The sequence below is a fragment of the Streptomyces sp. NRRL F-5755 genome, assembly GCF_001279365.1.
Lineage (GTDB): Bacteria > Actinomycetota > Actinomycetes > Streptomycetales > Streptomycetaceae > Streptomyces > Streptomyces rimosus.
Genome location: NZ_LGCW01000048.1, coordinates 1 through 18,470 on the forward strand (window position 1 = coordinate 1; position 18,470 = coordinate 18,470).

General features: G+C 72.9%; 15 protein-coding genes and 1 pseudogene. 5 read left to right on the top strand and 11 right to left on the bottom strand.

Features of this window, described 5'->3' with window-relative positions; genetic code table 11:
• Positions 1-236 precede the first annotated feature (236 nt).
• The 3 genes from ADK86_RS08145 to ADK86_RS08155 form a co-directional block, all read right to left on the bottom strand.
• Entirely contained in the window at positions 237-1,373 is a 1,137-nt protein-coding gene (locus tag ADK86_RS08145; RefSeq protein WP_053695999.1) for a glycosyltransferase family 4 protein, read from the bottom strand.
• Between the two features lie 205 nt (positions 1,374-1,578).
• Complete coding sequence (locus ADK86_RS08150) at positions 1,579-2,910, bottom strand: hypothetical protein (protein WP_053695991.1); 1,332 nt, start codon at positions 2,908-2,910, stop codon at positions 1,579-1,581.
• Between the two features lie 880 nt (positions 2,911-3,790).
• Positions 3,791-4,147 (bottom strand): PucR family transcriptional regulator, encoded by a 357-nt coding sequence (locus ADK86_RS08155; protein WP_053695992.1) that lies wholly within the window; start codon positions 4,145-4,147, stop codon positions 3,791-3,793.
• 205 nt (positions 4,148-4,352) lie between these two features.
• Between ADK86_RS08155 and ADK86_RS43720 the strand changes: the two are divergent.
• The 4 genes and pseudogenes from ADK86_RS43720 to ADK86_RS08170 form a co-directional block, all read left to right on the top strand.
• Positions 4,353-5,156 (top strand): annotated as a pseudogene (locus ADK86_RS43720) (FAD binding domain-containing protein); the annotation flags it as partial.
• Between the two features lie 216 nt (positions 5,157-5,372).
• Positions 5,373-8,081 (top strand): molybdopterin-dependent oxidoreductase, encoded by a 2,709-nt coding sequence (locus ADK86_RS08160; protein ID WP_053696000.1) that lies wholly within the window; start codon positions 5,373-5,375, stop codon positions 8,079-8,081.
• A gap of 116 nt (positions 8,082-8,197) precedes the next feature.
• Positions 8,198-8,584, top strand: a complete 387-nt coding sequence (gene trxA, locus ADK86_RS08165) for a thioredoxin (protein WP_053695993.1) — start codon at positions 8,198-8,200, stop codon at positions 8,582-8,584.
• Positions 8,577-9,173 (top strand): histidine phosphatase family protein, encoded by a 597-nt coding sequence (locus ADK86_RS08170; protein ID WP_053695994.1) that lies wholly within the window; start codon positions 8,577-8,579, stop codon positions 9,171-9,173. Before trxA ends, ADK86_RS08170 begins: the two co-directional genes overlap by 8 nt.
• Positions 9,174-9,241: 68 nt before the next feature.
• Here ADK86_RS08170 and ADK86_RS08175 read toward each other — a convergent pair whose 3' ends face one another.
• Positions 9,242-10,273, bottom strand: a complete 1,032-nt coding sequence (locus ADK86_RS08175) for a rod shape-determining protein (RefSeq protein ID WP_003985204.1) — start codon at positions 10,271-10,273, stop codon at positions 9,242-9,244.
• Between the two features lie 129 nt (positions 10,274-10,402).
• Complete coding sequence (locus ADK86_RS08180; protein ID WP_053695995.1) at positions 10,403-11,407, bottom strand: helix-turn-helix transcriptional regulator; 1,005 nt, start codon at positions 11,405-11,407, stop codon at positions 10,403-10,405.
• 63 nt (positions 11,408-11,470) lie between these two features.
• Here ADK86_RS08180 and ADK86_RS08185 point away from each other — a divergent pair, with 63 nt between their 5' ends.
• Positions 11,471-13,858, top strand: a complete 2,388-nt coding sequence (locus ADK86_RS08185; RefSeq protein ID WP_053695996.1) for an ATP-binding cassette domain-containing protein — start codon at positions 11,471-11,473, stop codon at positions 13,856-13,858.
• Here the strand turns inward: ADK86_RS08185 and ADK86_RS08190 are convergent.
• The 6 genes from ADK86_RS08190 to ADK86_RS08210 all read right to left on the bottom strand — a co-directional run bounded on the left by ADK86_RS08190 (position 13,826) and on the right by ADK86_RS08210 (position 18,184).
• Positions 13,826-14,479 (bottom strand): hypothetical protein, encoded by a 654-nt coding sequence (locus ADK86_RS08190; RefSeq protein WP_053696001.1) that lies wholly within the window; start codon positions 14,477-14,479, stop codon positions 13,826-13,828. The two genes, ADK86_RS08185 and ADK86_RS08190, sit on opposite strands and share 33 nt — an antisense overlap.
• A 71-nt stretch (positions 14,480-14,550) precedes the next feature.
• Positions 14,551-14,784, bottom strand: coding sequence for a Trm112 family protein (locus tag ADK86_RS08195; RefSeq protein WP_031187889.1), 234 nt, complete (start codon positions 14,782-14,784; stop codon positions 14,551-14,553).
• Entirely contained in the window at positions 14,781-15,752 is a 972-nt protein-coding gene (locus ADK86_RS08200) for a DMT family transporter (RefSeq protein ID WP_053695997.1), read from the bottom strand. The genes ADK86_RS08195 and ADK86_RS08200 overlap by 4 nt, the downstream gene beginning before the upstream one ends.
• Positions 15,753-15,756: 4 nt before the next feature.
• Complete coding sequence (locus ADK86_RS08205) at positions 15,757-16,533, bottom strand: class I SAM-dependent methyltransferase (protein WP_053695998.1); 777 nt, start codon at positions 16,531-16,533, stop codon at positions 15,757-15,759.
• Positions 16,530-16,694, bottom strand: a complete 165-nt coding sequence (locus ADK86_RS43030) for a hypothetical protein (RefSeq protein ID WP_159393814.1) — start codon at positions 16,692-16,694, stop codon at positions 16,530-16,532. The genes ADK86_RS08205 and ADK86_RS43030 overlap by 4 nt, the downstream gene beginning before the upstream one ends.
• Entirely contained in the window at positions 16,691-18,184 is a 1,494-nt protein-coding gene (locus ADK86_RS08210) for a condensation protein (protein ID WP_234345768.1), read from the bottom strand. The genes ADK86_RS43030 and ADK86_RS08210 overlap by 4 nt, the downstream gene beginning before the upstream one ends.
• Positions 18,185-18,470: the final 286 nt, after the last annotated feature.

Below are 18,470 nucleotides of genomic sequence, written 5' to 3' on the forward strand. Positions count from 1 at the left end.
GGGCAGGGAGGCGCGGGGGCAGACTCGGTCCCCGCATTGCCGGGGGACGAACCTGCGCCTCCGGCCGGCTGCGGCGGTTGTGCCGGGTTCCCGGCGGGAATTCCGCCTGTGCTGTTGGGGTCCGTCATGGAATGTTCCTCCCGTTGCGCGGCTTTCGGTGCCAGTGATAACTGCTGGTCAACCTAACCGACGCAGGGGGTGCGGAGCTGGTTCTGGGGTCGCGGACGTCCCGTATCTCATTCACGCCTGCGGGCTCCGAGTCCCGCATCCCTCCGCCCGAGCGATTCGACCCCCGTACGCCGTACGCCCTCCTCAGGCCCACCCCCCAAATCATCGGCCTCGACAAGACTGCCGAGCCCCCGTACGCGGAAGGACGTCCGAGGCTGCTCCTCTCCGAGTGATTCGACCGCCGCGCACCACTCGTCCAGGTCGGAGTTCTTGGTCAGTTCGTCGGAGCGGGCCCTGGCGCGGGCGGAGGCGCGTTCCCAGTTGGTGGGGTCGCGTAGGGACATCAGGGCGTGGGTCCAGGCGTTGAGGTCGTCGCGGTAGGCGAAGATGCCGGCTTCGCCGAGGGATTCGACCAGGCCGGGGGTGGGGTGGGCGATCACCGGGATGCCGGAGGCGAAGGCTTCGACCGCTACGCGGCCCCAGGACTCGTAGAGGCTGGGCATGAGCATGACGCGGGAGCGGCCGTAGACGCGGGTGCGCATCTCCTTGCCGGTGACGCTGTCGAGGACCTCGCAGTTGGGGAGGCGGGGCGGGGGCATCACCTGTTGGCCGTAGGCGCCGCGGACGCCGAGGAAGTGCCACTCGGGGGTCCAGGCGGCGAGCTGCCAGAAGAGTTCGCCGCCCTTGTCGGGGTTGAGGTTGACCAGGGTCGCGCAGTCGCCCGGCTCGGTGCGGTACTCCTCGGCGAGCACGGGCGGGCGGACGACGAGGGACCGCCGGGGCAGGAACTCGGCCGGGTAGCGGGCGTAGTGGATCTCGCCGTCGCGGCGGATCCACTCACTGTTGTAGACGACGAGGTCGGCGCCTGCCGCGTTGTGGAAGCTGGTGGCGAAGTTGTCGTGACAGATGACAACTACGGGAATCTGTCGGTTCCTGGCGAGGCCGGTGATGAGGGGGACGTTCTCGAAGTGGGACAGGAGGACGTCCGCCCGCTGGGCCTCGGCGGCGAAGTCGGCGCCTTCCTGGAAGGGGACGACGCGTACGCCGTCGATGTCGTAGGTCCTGTCGATGGTGCCGGGGTGGGAGAGCCAGACGGTTATGCGGTGGCCGCGCTCGGCCAGGGGGCGGAGCATCGAGTGGAGCATCCACTCGGAGCCCGCGTTGTGGGCCGGTGGATATCCGTAGACCCTGGCCGTGATCGACATGCGCCGTGACGTACGGGGTGCGGCCGGCCTGAGCGGGCGGGATGCCACCGTGTCCACGTGCGAGGACTCCCTTCGGTCGGGGGTGGTGCGGACGCGCGGTGGGCAGGGGGCTGCGGGCCTGCCCACCGCGCGGGAGGGCGCGGAGCTGCGGCGCCGTACGGCCTCGCGGGAGCGCGTGGGGGGCGACCGCCGTCCGGCGCCCCCCTCAGACCTCCGTAACCCGGATCAGCGACGAAGCCGATGTGTGGTCGCCCACCTGGAAGCCCAGGTTCGTGTCGCCCAGCGGGGCCGCGGTGGATGCTGTCACCTCGACCAGGGCGCTGGACTTTGAACCCTTGCCGGCCAGGGCCAGATCGACGTTGTCGAAGGTGAGCGTCTGGCCGTCCGGCGACAGGGTTCCCCTGTAGGAGCCGACTTCCTTCCACTCGGAATTCTGTACGACCCCTACGATCAGCCGGTCGCCGAGCCGCAGGCCCTTGCCCTGGGGGAGGGTGACGCGGACGCGCTGCGCGGGTACGGCGCCGTCCTCGACGGCCTGGAGTTCCACGCCCGGGTAGCGGTGTTCGCCGCCGCGTACCAGCGTCACCGGTCCGCCCGGCGACACCGCGAACTGGCCCTGGCGGCGGCCCGCCGTGTAGCGGTAGTAGACGCTGCCGAGCTGGAACGCGTCCTCGGTCTTGGCCGGGTCCCAGCTGAGGTAGCTGGGCGAGCCGTCCGGGTTGGCGGCCTGCGGCCAGACCAGGAACCGGTAGTAGCCGGGTTTGTCGCCCAGTTGCCGCAGGTCGATCGCGGGCAGCGTCACCTTGCGGCCCGTACCGGCGTCGCGGTGGCCCTCCGCCTTCTGGAGCTGCGGGGTCGGGGTGAAGTGGGACGGTGTGCCGTCCTCGTGGACGAGCTGGTAGTACACGTGGTCGCTGTTGTTGCCCGGTACGTCCTGCTCGCCCTGGCGCAGATTGACCAGGTCGATGATGAACTTGTCGCCGGGGATACGGCCGTTGTCCGATACGTAGCCGAATCCGGCCTGGCTGTTGGGAGTACCGCCCCAGTTGTTGTCGTACGGCAGCCGGACGAACGGCCGTCCCACCTTTTCCGGGTCGGTTCGCGCCCAGGCGCCGGCCAGCACTTCGATCTCCGGGTTCGCGGTGCGTACGTCGCCGTTGTCGAGCGTGACGTCGACCCGGATCTGGTACCGGCGGCTGTAGGCCGGGCGCGGGTCGGCGTCGACGTTGAGGTCGCCGCGCAGGGTGAACGTGAGCAGGTCCGAGTCGGCGAGGAAGGTCAGGTCGATGACCTCGAACTCCTGGTCGATGCCGCTGCGGCCGCGCTTGACCTCGGTGGCGTTCATGCCCGCCTGGCCGTTGCCGGTGTAGGAGTAGCGCACCGTACTGATCTTCACGCCCATCGGGACGCGGATCCGCCCGTCATAGCGGAACTCGCTGTCCCAGACGGCGAAGCGGTTCGCATGGCTGAGGGTGCGGATGCCGGTCCATTCCGGGTCCGTGCTGTCGGCCGGGGCGGCTGTCGCGGGAGTGGTCATGGTCGGCTCCTTGGCGGTTGGTGGTGGCGGTTGGTGGCTTGTGGCATCCGTTCTCGATGGGTGGTGATCGCCGCGGGTACAGGGGCGGCTGCCGGTACGGGTCGTGGCGGCCTGCGCGGGGCCCCGGCTCTGGTGGGTGTCCGGCCCGGTATGTGACGCGGTCCCCGCCGTGTGTCCGGCGCGATACGGGACTACGTATGTGACCGCGGGCAAGTGATGATGCGGTGCGCCGCGTCGAACAAGGCTGACCCGGGGCGGGGAGCGCGTGAAAGGGGCTGACGTGTGGGCCCGTGGTTCCCTGCCACGGGTACGGAGCCGTACCGCCGCGCATCAGATGACGAAACGCGTCACACACGTACCGTGCGAGCACCGCGTTACCGCCCCGCCCGCCCCACGGCTCTCTCTCGCCCCCGGCGTATCCCGTGTACCGGCCCCGAGCCGGCCCCGACCCGGCACACAATGACCGGGACCCGTTCCGGCGGATCCAGCCAGCGCGGGGACGTTTCCGCAGACAGGGGCACCCGTGAAGGCGCCGCCTCCCGGCGCCCCGCGCGGACCGCCGCGGTGGCTCTCGCGCCGTCCGTACGCCCGTGGGGGCCAGGGTGATACGAGGGGGAGCGGCGCCGGAACCGGACAGGTGCCCACGTGCCTCACGACTCGGATGTTCGACCCCGTTCTCGGGGCGAACCACTCGGTCGGCAGCTCAGCGCGGCCGTGACCGGATGCCGATTCGAACGTGCCGCCGGCCGGTTGCCTCGATGTGGTGGCGTGGTGAGCGGCCCTGGCGTGAGCCCGCCCCTTCTCCGTACGCGACCGGGAACGGAGCGGGTGCCGCCCCGCCCGTCCTGCCCATTCCGCCCGCCCCGTATACCCGCCGCGCTTACGCCGCGCCCTCTCCCGCCCCCGCCCGGCAGAGCAGCGCCGCCCGCAGGTCGAGGCGGTGGGACAGGCGGGTGAGGTCGCGGCCGGTGAGGTGTTCTATGCGGTGGATGCGGTAGCGGACGGTGTTGACGTGGAGGTGGAGGGCGGCGGCGGTGCGGGACCAGGAGGCGTCGTGGTGGAGGAACGTTTCCAGGGTGTGCAGCAGGGTGCCGGTCCGGTCGTGTTCGGGGAGGAGGGGGCGCAGGGTGCGGGCGCTGAAGACGGCGCGTACGTCGGCGGGGACGGCGGCGAGCAGCCGTTCGAGGGTGGCGGGGGCGGAGCCCTCCCCGGGTATCGGCGGGGTGGTGTGCGGCATGGGACGTGCTCCTCGTACCGTTCCGGGCGCCGGGCCCGGGGCTTGGCCATGCGCACTCGCCAGGTGAGAGCGCGGAATCGCATCGTAAATGCCAGGGGAATGGGTGGGGTAGTCGCGCTGATGCCAGGAGGGGCGGGCCTACGGGGGGATGACTTTCCGTGCGTTGCGGCGGCTGTGCGGAGGGCGTGCTTGTTTCACTCGGTGCATGGACCTGAATACGGTGCGGGAGGTCCGGGACGCCCGGGAACGGCCGGAATGGCGGCCGGGGGACGCCTGGCTCGGCGGCGGTACGTACCTCTTCTCCGAGCCGCAGCCCGGGGTGCGGCGGCTGCTGGATCTGGGCCGGACGGGCTGGGAGCCGCTGCGGTGGCGGCCGGACGGTGCGCTGGAGATCGCGGCGACGTGCACCATCGCGGAGGTGTCCCGCTTCGGCCGGGGCCTCGCCCGGCCGGCGGGGCCGCTCTTCGAGCAGTGCTGCCGCGCCTTCCTGGCCTCGTTCAAGATCTGGAACACGGCCACCGTCGGGGGGAACGTGTGCCTCGCGCTGCCTGCCGCACCGATGGTCTCGCTCGCGGCGGCGCTGGACGGCAATTGCCTGCTGCTGGCCCGGGACGGGACCGCCCGGCGGCTGCCGGTTATTGACCTTGTCATCGGGGCCGGGCGCAACGCCCTGGCCGAAGGCGAGTTGTTGCGCTCGGTCACGCTGCCGGCCCGCGCGCTGGACCGCCGTACGGCATTCCGGCAGACATCGCTGCACAGGCTCGGGCGCTCGGCCGCGCTGCTGATCGGGACGCGCGATCCGCTGGACGGCGCGTTCACCCTGACGATCACCGCCGCCACCGTACGGCCGGTCCGGCTGCGCTTCCCGGCCCTCCCGGACGCCGGTGCCCTGCGGGCGGCGATCGGGCGGGCGGTGCCGGACGGCGGCTGGTTCGACGACGTCCACGGGCTGCCGGAGTGGCGGCGGCACATGACGTATCGGATGGGGGAGGAGATCAGGAAGGAGATCCGGGAGGAGCTGGCGGCGCCGGCGGGTGGGAGCGCGATGGTCCCGCAGGCGAAGCTCGGTCCGTCACCGTCCCGACCCGCGCGCCCGCGCCCCACACCCTTCCGCACCGCAGCCAACGACGCCCCCTTCCGCACCGAAGTCAATGGCACCTCCGCCCCTTTCCGTACCGAAGTCAACGGGGCCCCCACCCCCACCCCACCCCGCCCCGGCCAATGCCTGCGCACCTACCTGCGCGAGCGCGGCTGGTTCGGCGTCAAGAAGGGCTGTGACGCGGGGGACTGTGGGGCGTGCACGGTTCATGTGGACGGGGAGCCGGTGCACAGCTGCGTGTATCCGGCTCTGCGGGCCGACGGGCGGAAGGTCACCACGGTGGAAGGGCTGGCCGATCCGGTGAGCGGTCAACTGCACGCCATGCAGCGGCGGTTCCTGGAAGCGCAGGGCTTTCAGTGCGGCTTCTGTACGGCAGGCTTTTTGATGACCACGGCGGCGCTCGACGCCGATCTGTCAGTCGATCTGCCGCGCGCGTTCAAGGGAAATCTGTGCCGCTGCACCGGCTATCGGGCCATCGAGGATGCCGTACGAGGTGTCCGGCATACGGAGGACGCGGCGGGGGGCGGTGTCGGCCGTAACGTTCCCGCGCCCGGCGCTCCGGACGTGGTCACCGGCAGGGCCCGCTACACCTTCGACATCGACCTCGGTACCGCTGCCCTGCCCGGCCTGCTGCACATGAAGCTGCTGCGTTCGCCGCACGCCCACGCCCGGATCACCGCCATCGACACCCGCGCCGCGCTGCGCGTGCCCGGAGTGCACGCGGTGTTCACCCACCATGACGCGCCCGGCCGCCATTTCTCCACCGCCCAGCACGAGCATCCGGAGGACGACCCGTCCGACACCCGGCTTCTGGACGACAGGGTCCGCCATGTGGGCCAGCGGGTCGCCGCGGTGGTCGCGGACAGCGAGGCGGCGGCCGAGGAGGGCTGCCGCCGGGTGGTGGTGACGTACGAGGTGCTGCCCGCGGTGCTGGACCCGGAGGAGGCCATGCGGCCGGGCGCCCCGGTCGTGCACGACAAGGGGGAGTGGGCCGGGATCGCGCGGCCCGGTGCCAATGTGGCGGGCGAGGTGCACGGGGAGACCGGTGACGTGGCGCGTGGGTTCGCGGAGGCCGATGTGGTGTACGAGGAGACCTTCCGTACGCAACGGGCGCAGCACGCGAGCCTGGAGACGCACGGCGCGCTGGCGTACTTCGAGCCGGGGGAGAGGGCGGCGGGGCCGGAAGGGCGGCTGGTTGTCCGTACCAGTACTCAGGTGCCGTATCTCGTGCGCCGTTCCCTCTGCGCGCTGCTGGACCTGCCGCCCGAGTCGGTGCGCGTCGTCGCGGGGCGGGTCGGCGGTGCCTTCGGCGGCAAGCAGGAGATGCTCGTCGAGGATGTCGTGGCGCTGGCGGCGCTGCGCACCGGGCGGCCGGTGAAGCTGGAGTTCACCCGCGAGGAGGAGTTCACAGGCGCTACCACTCGGCACCCGTTCACCGTACGGGTGAAGGCGGGGGCCCGTCGGGACGGCACACTCACCGCGCTCCAGCTGTACGTGGTGTCCGACACCGGCGCGTACGGCAACCACGCCCGCAGCGTCCTGATGCACGGCTGCGGCGACGCCCTGGCCCTCTACCGCTGCCCCAACAAGAAGGCGGACGGTTTCGCCGCGTACACCCACACCGTCCCGGCCGGTGCCTTCCGCGGCTACGGGCTCGGGCAGGTCGTCTTCGCGCTGGAAAGTGCGCTGGACGAGCTGGCACGGCGGCTGGGCCTCGATCCGCTGGCGGTGCGGGAGCGCAATGTGGTGCGGCCCGGCGACGAGCTGGAGACGGTGGTCGGCGCGGAAAGCGACCTGAGTATCGGGAGTTATGGGCTCGGCGCTTGCCTGGAGGTGCTGCGTGCGGCGTCAGCGTCCAAAGGCGCCGGGGAGTCCGCCGGAGAGCCCGCTGCTCCGGACGGCTGGCTGGTGGGCGAGGGCAGCGCCCTGACGATGATCGCCGCAGGCGGGCCCGGCGGGCATTTCGCCGACGCCCGGATCACGCTGACCGCCGACGGCGCGTACGAACTGGCCGTCGGCACGACCGAATCCGGCAGCGGCGCCACCACCGCGCACCGCCAGTTCGCCGCCGCCGAGCTGGGCATCGGCGAGGAGCGGATCACCGTACGGCAGGCCGACACCGATGCGGTCGGGCACGACACCGGGGTCTTCGGCTCGGCCGGGACCGTGGTGGCGGGCCGGGCCGTGATGCGCGCGGCCCGCTCCCTGGCCGCGCTGATCCGGGAGCGGGCCACCCGAGACGGGCCACTGTCCGGCCGCGACGAGACACCTTTCAGCGGCCGTGACGAAGCCCCCCTCACCGGCCACGGCCCTCTCACCGGCCACGGCCACGCCACCGGCACGCCCCGTACCGTCGCCTTCAACGCGCACTGGTTCCGTGTCGCGGTCGATCCGGGCACCGGCGAGATCCGGGTCCTGCGCAGCGTGCACGCGGCGGACGCGGGCACTGTGATCAATCCCATGCAGTGCCGGGGACAGATCGAGGGCGGGGTGGCCCAGGCCCTGGGATCGGCGCTGTCGGAGGACGTACGGCTGGATGGGCGCGGCCGGGTGCGTACCGCCGCGTTCCGCGAGTACCGGCTGCCCGCCTTCGCCGACGTGCCCCGTACCGAGGTACGGTGCACGCCGACCGCGGACACGATCGGCCCGGCGGGCGCGAAGTCCATGAGCGAGAGCCCCTTCAATCCGGTCGCGCCGGCCTTGGCCAACGCGCTCCGCGACGCCACCGGGGTGCGCTTCACCCGGCTGCCGCTGACCCGGGACCGGGTGTGGCGGACCCTGGCCGGCGAGGCGGCCCGTAGGCCACCGGACGGCCCGGGAAATTCGCATGGATAGGACGGCGTTTGCTGGGCAGGGGTGCGGGACGGTCCGGCGTGCGGAATAGGTGATGCGATGAACCCGTTGCCGCAGCGGGACCGACAGCAGACCGGAACCGGAAGCAGGGAATACGCATGAGCACGGTAGAGCTCACCAAGGACAACTTCGACGAGATCGTCTCCGGAAACGATTTCGTCCTGATCGATTTCTGGGCCGAGTGGTGCGGCCCGTGCAAGCAGTTCGGTCCGGTCTTCGAGCGTTCGTCCGAGAAGAACGACGACCTGGTGTACGCGAAGGTCGACACCGAGGCACAGCCCGAGCTGGCCGCCGCCTTCCAGATCCAGTCGATCCCGACGCTGATGATCGTCCGCGAGAACATCGCGGTGTTCTCGCAGCCGGGCGCGCTGCCGGAGGCCGCCCTGGAGGACGTCATCGGCCAGGCCCGCAACCTGGACATGGACGAGGTGCGCGCCTCCGTGGAGGAGGCCCAGAAGCAGGACGGGCAGGCCGCCGGTGAATGAACTGCTCCTGATCCGCCACGGCGAGACGGAGTGGAGCAGGTCGGGGCAGCACACCAGCTGGACCGACCTGCCGCTCACCGCCCGCGGTGAGGAGCAGGCCCGCTCCCTGCGGCCGGTCCTGGCGGGCCGGAAGATCGGCGCGGTGCTCAGCAGCCCGCTGCGGCGGGCCCGCCACACCGCCGAGCTGGCCGGACTGCCGGCCCCGCGGGTCGACGCCGATCTGAGCGAGTGGGACTACGGCGGGTACGAGGGCATCTCCACCGACGAGATCCACCGCACCCGCCCCGGCTGGTTCCTGTTCACCGACGGCGTGACCGCCGGGCCCCCGGAGCACCCGGGCGAGTCGCCCGAGCAGGTCGGCGCCCGCGCCGACCGGGCGCTGGCCCGTATCGAGGAACTGCTGCGCACGGCCGACGGCGATGTGGTGCTGGTCGGCCACGGGCACTTCCAGCGCGTGCTGACGGCCCGCCGGCTGGGGCTGCCGGCCTCGGCGGGCGCGCTGTTCACCTTCGAGACGGGCACGGTGGGCGTGCTCGGCGAGGAGCACGGGCGGCCCGCGGTGGTGGGCTGGAACACCCGGACGCTGTAGGCGGGGCGGGCGCGCCCGGGGGCGCGTTCTCGTACGTGCGCCCCCAGGGGCGCGCCCGGCGCGCCCGCTCAGGTCGCCATCGGATCGAGGTGCAGGGGCTCCACCTTGCCCTCGATCATGTCGCCCAGCCCCAGCACCGCGCAGGTGTCCGGCCGCTCCGCGATGTGCACCGGCATGGTCGTGGCCTGCCGGATCATCGACTGGAGGCCGGGGATCAGCGCGCTGCCGCCCGCCAGCATGATGCCGCGCTCGCCCAGGTCCGCCACCAGGTCCGGCGGGCAGCGGCGCAGCACCGACCCGATCCCGTCCAGGATGCCGGTCAGCGGCGAGGCGATGGCGCGCCGGACCGGCTCGGTCTCCACCATGACCGAGCGGGCCAGCCCGCTCACCACGTCCCGGCCGTGCACCTCGGTCGGGCCCGCCACCAGATCGCCGTCGCCGGAGAGCATCAGGTGCAGCGGCCGTACGGACTGGCCCGGCAGCATCAGCTTGTGATGCAGCCTCAGGTGCTGCACCACGGCATGGTCGATGGCGTTGCCGCCCACCGGGACGGTCTCCGCCGCGACGATCGAGCCGAGCGAGAGCACCGCGATCTGCGTGGTGCCCGCGCCGCACACCACGATCATGGTGGCTTCCGGCTGCTCCACCGGCAGGTCGCAGCCGACCGCCGCGGCGACCAGGGTGTCCACCATCTCCACCCGGCGGGCGCCGATCCCGTTCAGGGTCTCCACCGCGGCCCGCTGGGCCAGCGGCTCGCTGCCGTACGGCAGGCAGATCGCCGCCCGCATGGTGGGCCTGCGCCGCCACGCCTTGCGCAGCTTGTCGTCCACCAGGTTGCGCAGCAGCCGCTGCGCCATGTCGATGTCCACGACGGTGCCGCCGGAGACCGGGCGCACCACGCGGATATGGTCCGGCGTGCGGCCGTCCATCACCTCCGCGTGGTCCCCGACGGCGATCAGCGCGCCGGTGCGGATGTTGACGGCCGCGACGGTCGGCTGGTTCACCACCACGCCCTGGTTCTTGACGTACATCCGGGTACGGGCTTCGCCCAGGTCGACGGCGACCGAGCAACGGTGCAGCTGGGCCAGGCTGGCGGTCATGGAGGGGGCCTCCCCGAGGAGCGTTCGTCGGTACGGGACGAGCGGCCGTGGGAGGCCACTCGAAAGCCATCGTGTGCCGACGCCCCGTCAGGTGCGCGCTGGGAGGGTCCGGTTGGGGGACGCCCGCGGTCACGGTTCCTGGCCGCGGGGCTCCGGGGTGCCGTACGAGGCGTCCACGAGGCGGGTGCCGAGCTCGCGCAAGTAGGCGATCAGCTCCGGCGGTTCGTGCACCTCGAAGGGGACGCCGAGGAAGCCCAGCCGGTACGCGAGCCAGTCCAGCGCGTCACCGCCCGTCCGCAGCAGGCAGGAGCCCGGGGTGAGCGGTTCCAGGAGGCCGGTGCCGGCGGGCAGGCGGCGCGCGGCGTCCTCCAGGGGCGTGCGCAGGGTGACCAGCGCCCGGTACCGGGCGCGGTGGCTGACGATGGACTCGGCGACGAACGCGGCGGCGTCCGGGGTGGGCGGGCGCCGGTCCGGTACGCAGCGGGCGCCGGTGGCCCGCGGCGCGCCGATCCGGTCGGCCCGGAACGTACGCCAGTCCGCGCGGTCCAGGTCGTACGCGACCAGGTACCACCGGTGATCCGCGCTGACCAGGCGATACGGCTCGGCATGCCGCTTGCTGGGGGCGCCGTCCGCCGCGGCGTACGCGAAGCGGACCCGCTCGCGGCGGCGGCACGCGGTGGCCAGGGCGGTCAGTACGGCGGGGTCGGTGACCGGGGCGTCGCCGCCGCCGGTGAGCAGGCCGTACAGCGGGACGGTGGCCTCCTGGAGGGCGGTCACCCGGTCCCGCAGCCGGGCGGGCAGCACCTGCTCCAGCTTGGCCAGAGCCCGTACGGAGGTCTCCGCCACGTCGGCGAGCGTGCCGCCCGCGGCGGCGTGCAGGCCGACCGCGATGGCGACGGCCTCCTCGTCGTCCAGGAGGAGCGGCGGCATGGCGGTGCCGGAGGCGAGGCGGTAGCCGCCGATGGCGCCGAGGGCCGCGTCCACGGGATAGCCCAGGTCACGCAGCCGTTCGATGTCGCGGCGGACCGTGCGCGGACTGACGCCCAGCAGGTCGGCCAGCTCGGTGCCGGTCCGCTCGCGGCCGGTCTGCAAGAGCGTGAGGAGCTTCAGGAGGCGGGCCGGGGTGTCGCTCATGCCGTCCAGGGTGGCGCAGAAAGCGGCCGGGTTCTGACCTAATTCGTTCCTAGCGTGGACTGTATGGGAGCACAGCACGCCGACCGAAGCACGAGTGCCACCGACATCACTGACACCACCGGGACCGACTGCATCACCATCACCGGAGCCCGCGAGCACAATCTCAAGGACGTGGACATTCAGATCCCCAAGGGGCGGATCACGGTCTTCACCGGGGTGTCCGGTTCGGGGAAGTCCTCGGTGGTCTTCGACACGGTGGCGGTGGAGTCGCAGCGCCAGCTCAACGAGACCTACACCTGGTACGTACGCAACCAGCTGCCCAAACACGAACGGCCCAAGGCCGACACCATCGAGCGACTCGCCCCGGCGATCGTCGTGGACCAGCGGCCCGTCGGGGGCGGCGCCCGCTCCACCGTCGGCACGATGACCGACATCCACGCCGTCCTGCGGGTGCTGTTCTCGCGCTGCGGCACGCCGTCCGCAGGCGAGGCCACCGCGTACTCCTTCAACGACCCCGCCGGAATGTGCCCCGAGTGCGCGGGGCTGGGCCGTACCACCCGTATCGACCTGGACCGTTTCCTGGACACCGGCCGCTCCCTCAACGAGGGCGCGATCCGCTTCCCGCCGCTCGCCGTCGGCACCGCGGGCTGGCAGATCTACGCCACCTCGGGCCTCTTCGACCCGGACAAGCCGCTGGACCGGTACGGGCCCGAGGAGTGGGACCTGCTGCTGTACGGCAAGGGCTTCAAGGTCAAGCGGGGCGAGCGCGCCTACAACAACACGTACGAGGGACTGGTCGAGCACTTCGACCGCCGGTACGTGAAGCGGGGCCTGGCGGCGCTCCCCGAGAAGACGAGGGAGATGGTGCGCGCCTTCGCGAAGGACGGCACCTGCCCGCGGTGCCGGGGCGGCCGGCTGACCGAGGCGGCGCTGAAGTCGCAGGTCGCCGGGCTGACCATTGCCGAGATGACGGCCCTGGAGGTCACCGAGCTGAGCGCGGTCCTCCGGGGCATCGACCCGGCCGACGAGCCGGTGGGCGCGGTCATCGCGGCGCGGGCCGTCACCGCGCTGGACCGGCTGACGGACATCGGCCTCGGCTACCTCAGCCTCGACCGGCCGACCGACACGCTGTCCGGTGGTGAGGGGCAGCGGCTGAAGATGGTGCGCCACCTGGGCAGCAGCCTGACGGGCATGACATACATCTTCGACGAGCCGAGCACCGGGCTGCACCCCAGCGACGTGCGACGGCTCAACGACCTGCTGGTACGGCTGCGCGACAAGGGCAACACCGTGCTCGTCGTCGAACACGACCGGGACGTGATCGCCATCGCCGACCATGTGGTGGACATGGGCCCGGGAGCCGGGACACGGGGCGGCGAGGTGGTCTTCGCCGGGACGGTGCGCGGGCTGGCCGCGGCCGACACACCGACGGGGCGGGGGCTGCGCCGGGTGACGGGCGTGAAGGAGGAGCCCCGTACGCCCGGCGGCTGGCTCACCGTACGGGACGTGACGCTGCACAACCTGAAGGGCGTGGACTTCTCCGTACCCACCGGCGTGCTCACGGTGGTCACGGGCGTGGCGGGCTCCGGCAAGAGCACGCTGGTGTCGGAGGCGTTCGTGGGCGCGCACCCGGAGGCGGTCGTGGTGGACCAGTCGGCGATCGGGGTGTCCGCGCGGTCCACGCCGGCCACGTACCTCGGGGTGATGGACGCGGTACGGACACTGTTCGCGCGGGCGAACGGCGTGCGGGCGGGGCTGTTCAGCTTCAACTCGGCCGGGGCGTGCGGGGCGTGCCGGGGGCGCGGGGAGATCCACACGGACCTGGCGTACCTGGACCCGGTGACCACGACCTGCGAGACGTGCCGGGGGCGGCGCTTCAAGGACGAGGTGCTCGGGCTGACTCTGGGCGGGCGGTCGATAGCGGACGTATTGGAGATGACGGGGGTGGAGGCGAGGGAGTTCTTCGCGGGCGGGGGCGGTGTGGCCGGTGTCGGGCCGATGGCCGGGGCCGACGAAGCGGCCGCAATCGTACGGAAGTTGGAGGCGCTCGTCGAGGTCGGGCTCGGGTACCTGACGCTCGGGCAGTCGGTGTCGTCCCTGTCCGGCGGCGAGCGGCAGCGGCTCAAGCTGGCCACCCGGCTGCACCGTACGGGAAGCCTGTACGTGCTGGACGAGCCGACGACCGGGCTGCACATGGCCGATGTCGACGGGCTGCTGGACCTGCTGGACCGGCTGGTGGACGGCGGCAACACCGTCCTGGTGATCGAGCACGACCTGGATGTGGTGAAGCGGGCGGACTGGGTGGTCGACCTCGGGCCCGGCGGCGGCCGGCGGGGCGGCGAGATTGTGTTCGCCGGGACGCCGCGCGAACTGGTGGCCGCGCGCGGCTCGGCCACCGCCGCGTGCCTGCGTGCCTCACTACGTGGCGCGCTGCTCGATGGTGCGCTGTAGCAGGCCCCACGTGAACTCTGCGACGGTGGCGTGCCGTTCGCCCTGCGCGTCGGGTGCGGTGAAGGCGAGCCGCCAGCGGGTGGGGGCGGTGCCCTCCATGGGGCGGGCCGGAGCGAAGGCGCGGGCCACCTCGTCGACCGTGCAGGACCAGGGGACGAGGTCGTCGGCCGTGCGCAGGACGGGGCCGGGGGCGCCCGGCGCGCGGACGAGCCACGCGTTCCACGCGGTGCCCTGCGGGCCGGTCAGCACCTCGAAGCGCAGGTCGGGCCAGAGCGGTACGGGCCAGGTCAGCGCCTCGCAGGTCAGGTCGCCGATACGGCGGGTGGTGACGGACTCGGGGCGGCCGAGCAGCGAACGGTAACGCCGCACCGCGCCGCGCGAGCGCGGCGAGTGGGCCCACGCCTGCCAGCGGCGGTTGGCCTCGCGCAGGTCCGCGCGCGAGGCGCCGAGCGTACGCAGCGCGTCCTCGACCAGGCCGGGCTGGTGGTCGGCCATCCGGCGCAGCAGGACGAGCTGGAAGGCGAGGGGGCCGTCGGAGGATGCGTCCGGGCTGTTGCCGGGGCCGCCGCCAGATGCGTTGCCGGGGCCGTCGGAAGATCCGTTGTCAGTGGTCGGGTCCATGATGGACATGGTCGCGGGTCCGGCGGAATCGGCGGGCGCGGACGGGGCCTGCCAAGAATCGCGGCGGCTTGTCACGGCTCGTCGGACGGCCGTTCGTCCGGGGGGAGGCGGCGCAGGATGGCTTCGTGTTCGGATTCGGTGACCTGTTCACCGGAGGAGGGGAGGAGCTGGGGGATGGTGTCGATGATCGGGTAACGGCGGCGCAGCCGGGGGTTGTAGAGCACGTCGTCCGGCAGGAGCAGGGATAGCGGCCCCTTGTCGATCGGGCAGACGAGGATCTTCAGCAGCGGGTCGTCGGGTTTCACGGGTCGGCTCCTTGGGAGGGGGCGGAGGGCTCCGGCTCTGGATTCGGTTCCTGTTCCTGTTCCTGCTCCGGGGCCGGTGCCGAGGCGTCGGTGTCCTGGCGGGGCAGGGCGAGCAGGACGAGTACGGCCATCGCGGTGCCGCCCAGGCGCAGCGCCAGGCGCAGGGGGTCGGCGGGCAGCGGCTCGCCGAAGGCGACGGTGCCGCAGGCGGCGGTGAACACACAGGTGACGGTGGTGCACACGGGGACGATCAAGGAGGCACGGCAGCGCTGGAGCGCGGTCTGCGACAGCACCAGGCCGACCGCGCCGGTGAAGAGCAGCAGATACGGATACGGGGAGGTGAACAGGGCACGGACGGCGCCCGCCGGGTCGCGCGCGTCCAGCAGTCCGGAGACGCCCTTGATGGCGAGCGAGCTGACGCCGTAGAGCAGGCCGACGGCCACACCGTAGGGGACGCCCGAGGACGGCTGCCGGTGGCGGCGCTTGGCGCGCCGCTCGGCGGAGCCGTACAGCCACAGCCCGGCGGCCAGCGAGGGCAGGGCGATGGCCAGCAGGGTGCCGGTGGGAGCGGTGCGGGTGACCGTGCTCGCGCCGCTGCCCTGGAGCGATCCGACGACCATGCCCAGCGCGAGCAGGATCGCCAGGATGCCGCGCCGCTCCCGGCCGCTGGTGCGCTCGCCGAGGAAGACGGAGGACAGGAGGAGCAGCAGGACCAGTCCGGAGACGAAGATGCCCTGCGCGGCGGCGATGGGGAGGGTGCGGTAGACCGCGAGCTGGGCGGCGAAGCCGGCGGCGAGGGCCAGCGAGCCGCCGAGCCACAGCGGGCTGCTCAGCAGGTGGCGGACCAGCCGGGCGGGCTGCCGGGTGCTGAGCGCGGGCAGCCCGGACAGGGCGCGCTTCTCCAGCACGAAGCCGGTGCTGTACAGGACGTTGGCGAGCAGCGCGGACGCCACGCCCCACCACAGCATCGCCCTACTCCCTTCTCCGGCGGGCATGGACGAGCAGGATGGAGGCCAGTGACGGCAGGTGGCAGGCGGCGCGGTCCAGGGGCCGCAGCGGACGCGGCACGTCGTGGTACGGCGCGCCCGCGATCCGTACGACCTCGAAGCCGCAGGCCGCCAGGAAGCCGCGCAGCGCGCGGGCGGTGTAGAGCCGCAGATGGCCGACGACCTGGGTGCCGGGCCGGCCGTGGATGCCTCGCATGCTCACCTCCGAGAAGACGGGCTGGACCCCCGCGAGCAGCAGCCCGCGGTTGTACCAGGCGGCGAGATTGGGGGTGGAGAGCATCAGGTGACCTCCGGGACGCAGCACCCGGCGCAGTTCGTCCAGGGCCGCGTCGGGGTCGACGAGATGCTCGATGACCTCGCTGAAGAGCACGGCGTCGGCGGTGCCGTCCGCGAACGGCAGCCCGCCGTCGCCCAGTTCACCGCGTACGACGTACGGGATGCGGGCCGCCGCGCGGCGCAGCGCGTCCTGCGACCAGTCGACGCCGACGATGTGGTGGCCGGGCAGGGCGGCGGCCGCGGTGGCGGCGGCGCTTCCGTCGCCGCAGCCGATATCCAGGACGGTGCCCGGACGCGCGCCGGGGCGTACCGGCCCCAGGGCGCGGGCCAGCATCAGCGCCTGCCGCCGGCTGCGGTCGGCACCGGAAGCGACGGGCACGGCGGGGTTCTCGTAGAACTCCCGCAGTCCGTTCGGGCGAGCCGGTGCGGCACGGTCCTCCGGGGCGATGACCGACCGCCGGGTCATGGCGCACCTCCCACGGCCTCCGCCGACCACGACGTGGCCGCGAGTGACCGGGCGAAGAGGGTGCCGAGGCGGGCGCCGGCTGTGTCGTCGGACTCCCGTAGGCCGCCCGGCGGAGGCTGCGCGGCACGGCTCTCCGGGATCGTGGTCGGCTGCCGGTTCATGGCAGGTCTCCTTGCCGTCGGACGTCTGCTTCGGCTCGCGGCGCGTCCCCTTCGGCCTCCGGTGACCACGACGTGGCCGCAAGCGACCGGGCGAAGAGGGTGCCCAGGCGGGCGCCGGCCGTGTCGTCCAGGAGTGCGTGTGACCAGCGCAGCGCGAGTTGGATGCGGCCGCCGACGGAGACGGTGGTGACGGTCAGGCCGCGTGGTGTCCGGGCCGGGGCCGAGAACCATACGGCGGTGGGGCGTCCCGCGTCGCCGAAGTCGAGGGGGTAGGGGATGCGGCCGATGTTGGAGAGCAGCGTGGTGGAGGCCAACGGGGCGGCGGCCGTACGTAGCGCCCGGGTCAGCGCCCCGCGCAGCCCGACGGGCAGCACGGGAGCGGTCAACAGGGAGGCTCCAAGCCCAAGTTGAGAACCCGGTGCGGACTTCAGGGAGCGGGTACGGACGGCGGTGCGCCGCAGCAGCCGGGCGACCGCTGCCGGGTCGGGCGGCTCGGCCGTGAGCAGTTCGGCGTCCTGCCGTTCCTCCGGCCCGAAGCCGACCGAGACCAGCCGGGTGCCGTTGCCGATGGGCATGTCCGTGCCGCGCGGGCGGTCGTCGACCGGCATCGTGACGACCACGGGGGCGCTCGGCCGCCCGTGGAGGCGGTTCCAGCGGGCCACCATCAAGCAGGTGGCGACGAGGAGTTGATCGTTGACGGTGTAGGCGGCGACGCCGTTGGTGCGGGGCGGGCGGGCCGGGACGGGCAGTTCGGTGATGAGCATGCCGTTGCCGGTGGCGTGCCGGGCACCGCCGCCCCGCCCGCCCGCGCGGGGCCCGCGGTCCCCGGCGATCCGTACGGGCCGGGCCAGCCGGTGCCCGCCGAGCGGCGGCGATGTGTCCCGCGGCCCGTCGGCCGCGGCGGGCCCGGCCGCGCGTACGGGCGGCGGCGCGGGGGAGTTGTCGGCGCCGCCGTAGAGCTGGGCGGCGGTGGCCAGTACCCGCATGCAGGCCGGGCCGTCCAGGGCCGTGTGGTTGATGGTGATGAGCAGAACGGTTCCGCCACCGTCACCGCCCTCCTCCGCCCCCCGCTCGATGACCTCCAGCCGCACCGGCGGCGACGCGTCCAGCGGCGGCAGGTCGGTCAGCGCCCGTCCCCTGGCCAGGTCGAGCGCGTCCGGGCCGGGCGGTGGGAAGACGACCGGGTCCGCGTCCGGGACGCCGGTCAGCTCCCACTCGTACCGCCGCCGCCACCACCGGTGCGGGGCCTGGCGCATCAGGATGCGGGGATGCCGGCACAACGCTTCCCGAAACGCCGCCCGCAGCCGGCCGGGGTCCGGCTTCCCGGGCAGATGCACCTCGATGTGCACGGTTTCCGGTTCGTCGGCCGTGAGGCAGTGCCGGGTGATTTCGTCCACCACCGGGAACGGGATGCGCCGTACGGTCCGGTCCGCCGCCCGGGGTGGCCCGTCCCCGGCCGGTTCCTGCCGTGCGGGCTGGAGTGCGGTCATCGGGTGGGTTCCTCCCCGGTTCGGTCCGAAGGGTCTGGCGGTGCTGATGGGTCTGGCGGGGCTGATGGGGCCAGTGGCATGGCCTCCGGCCGTACGGCGTCCGACGGTGCGGCACCCGGTGGCGCGGCGTCCGGCTGTGCGGCGCTAGGCGGCGCGGCATCCGGCGATGCGGTACCCGATGGCGCGGCATCCGATGGTGCGGCATCCGACGATGCGCCGTCCGCCACCGCGGTACGCCGCCGTCGGCGCGGCAACGGCGGCAGGGTTCTCCGCTTCCGCGTACCCG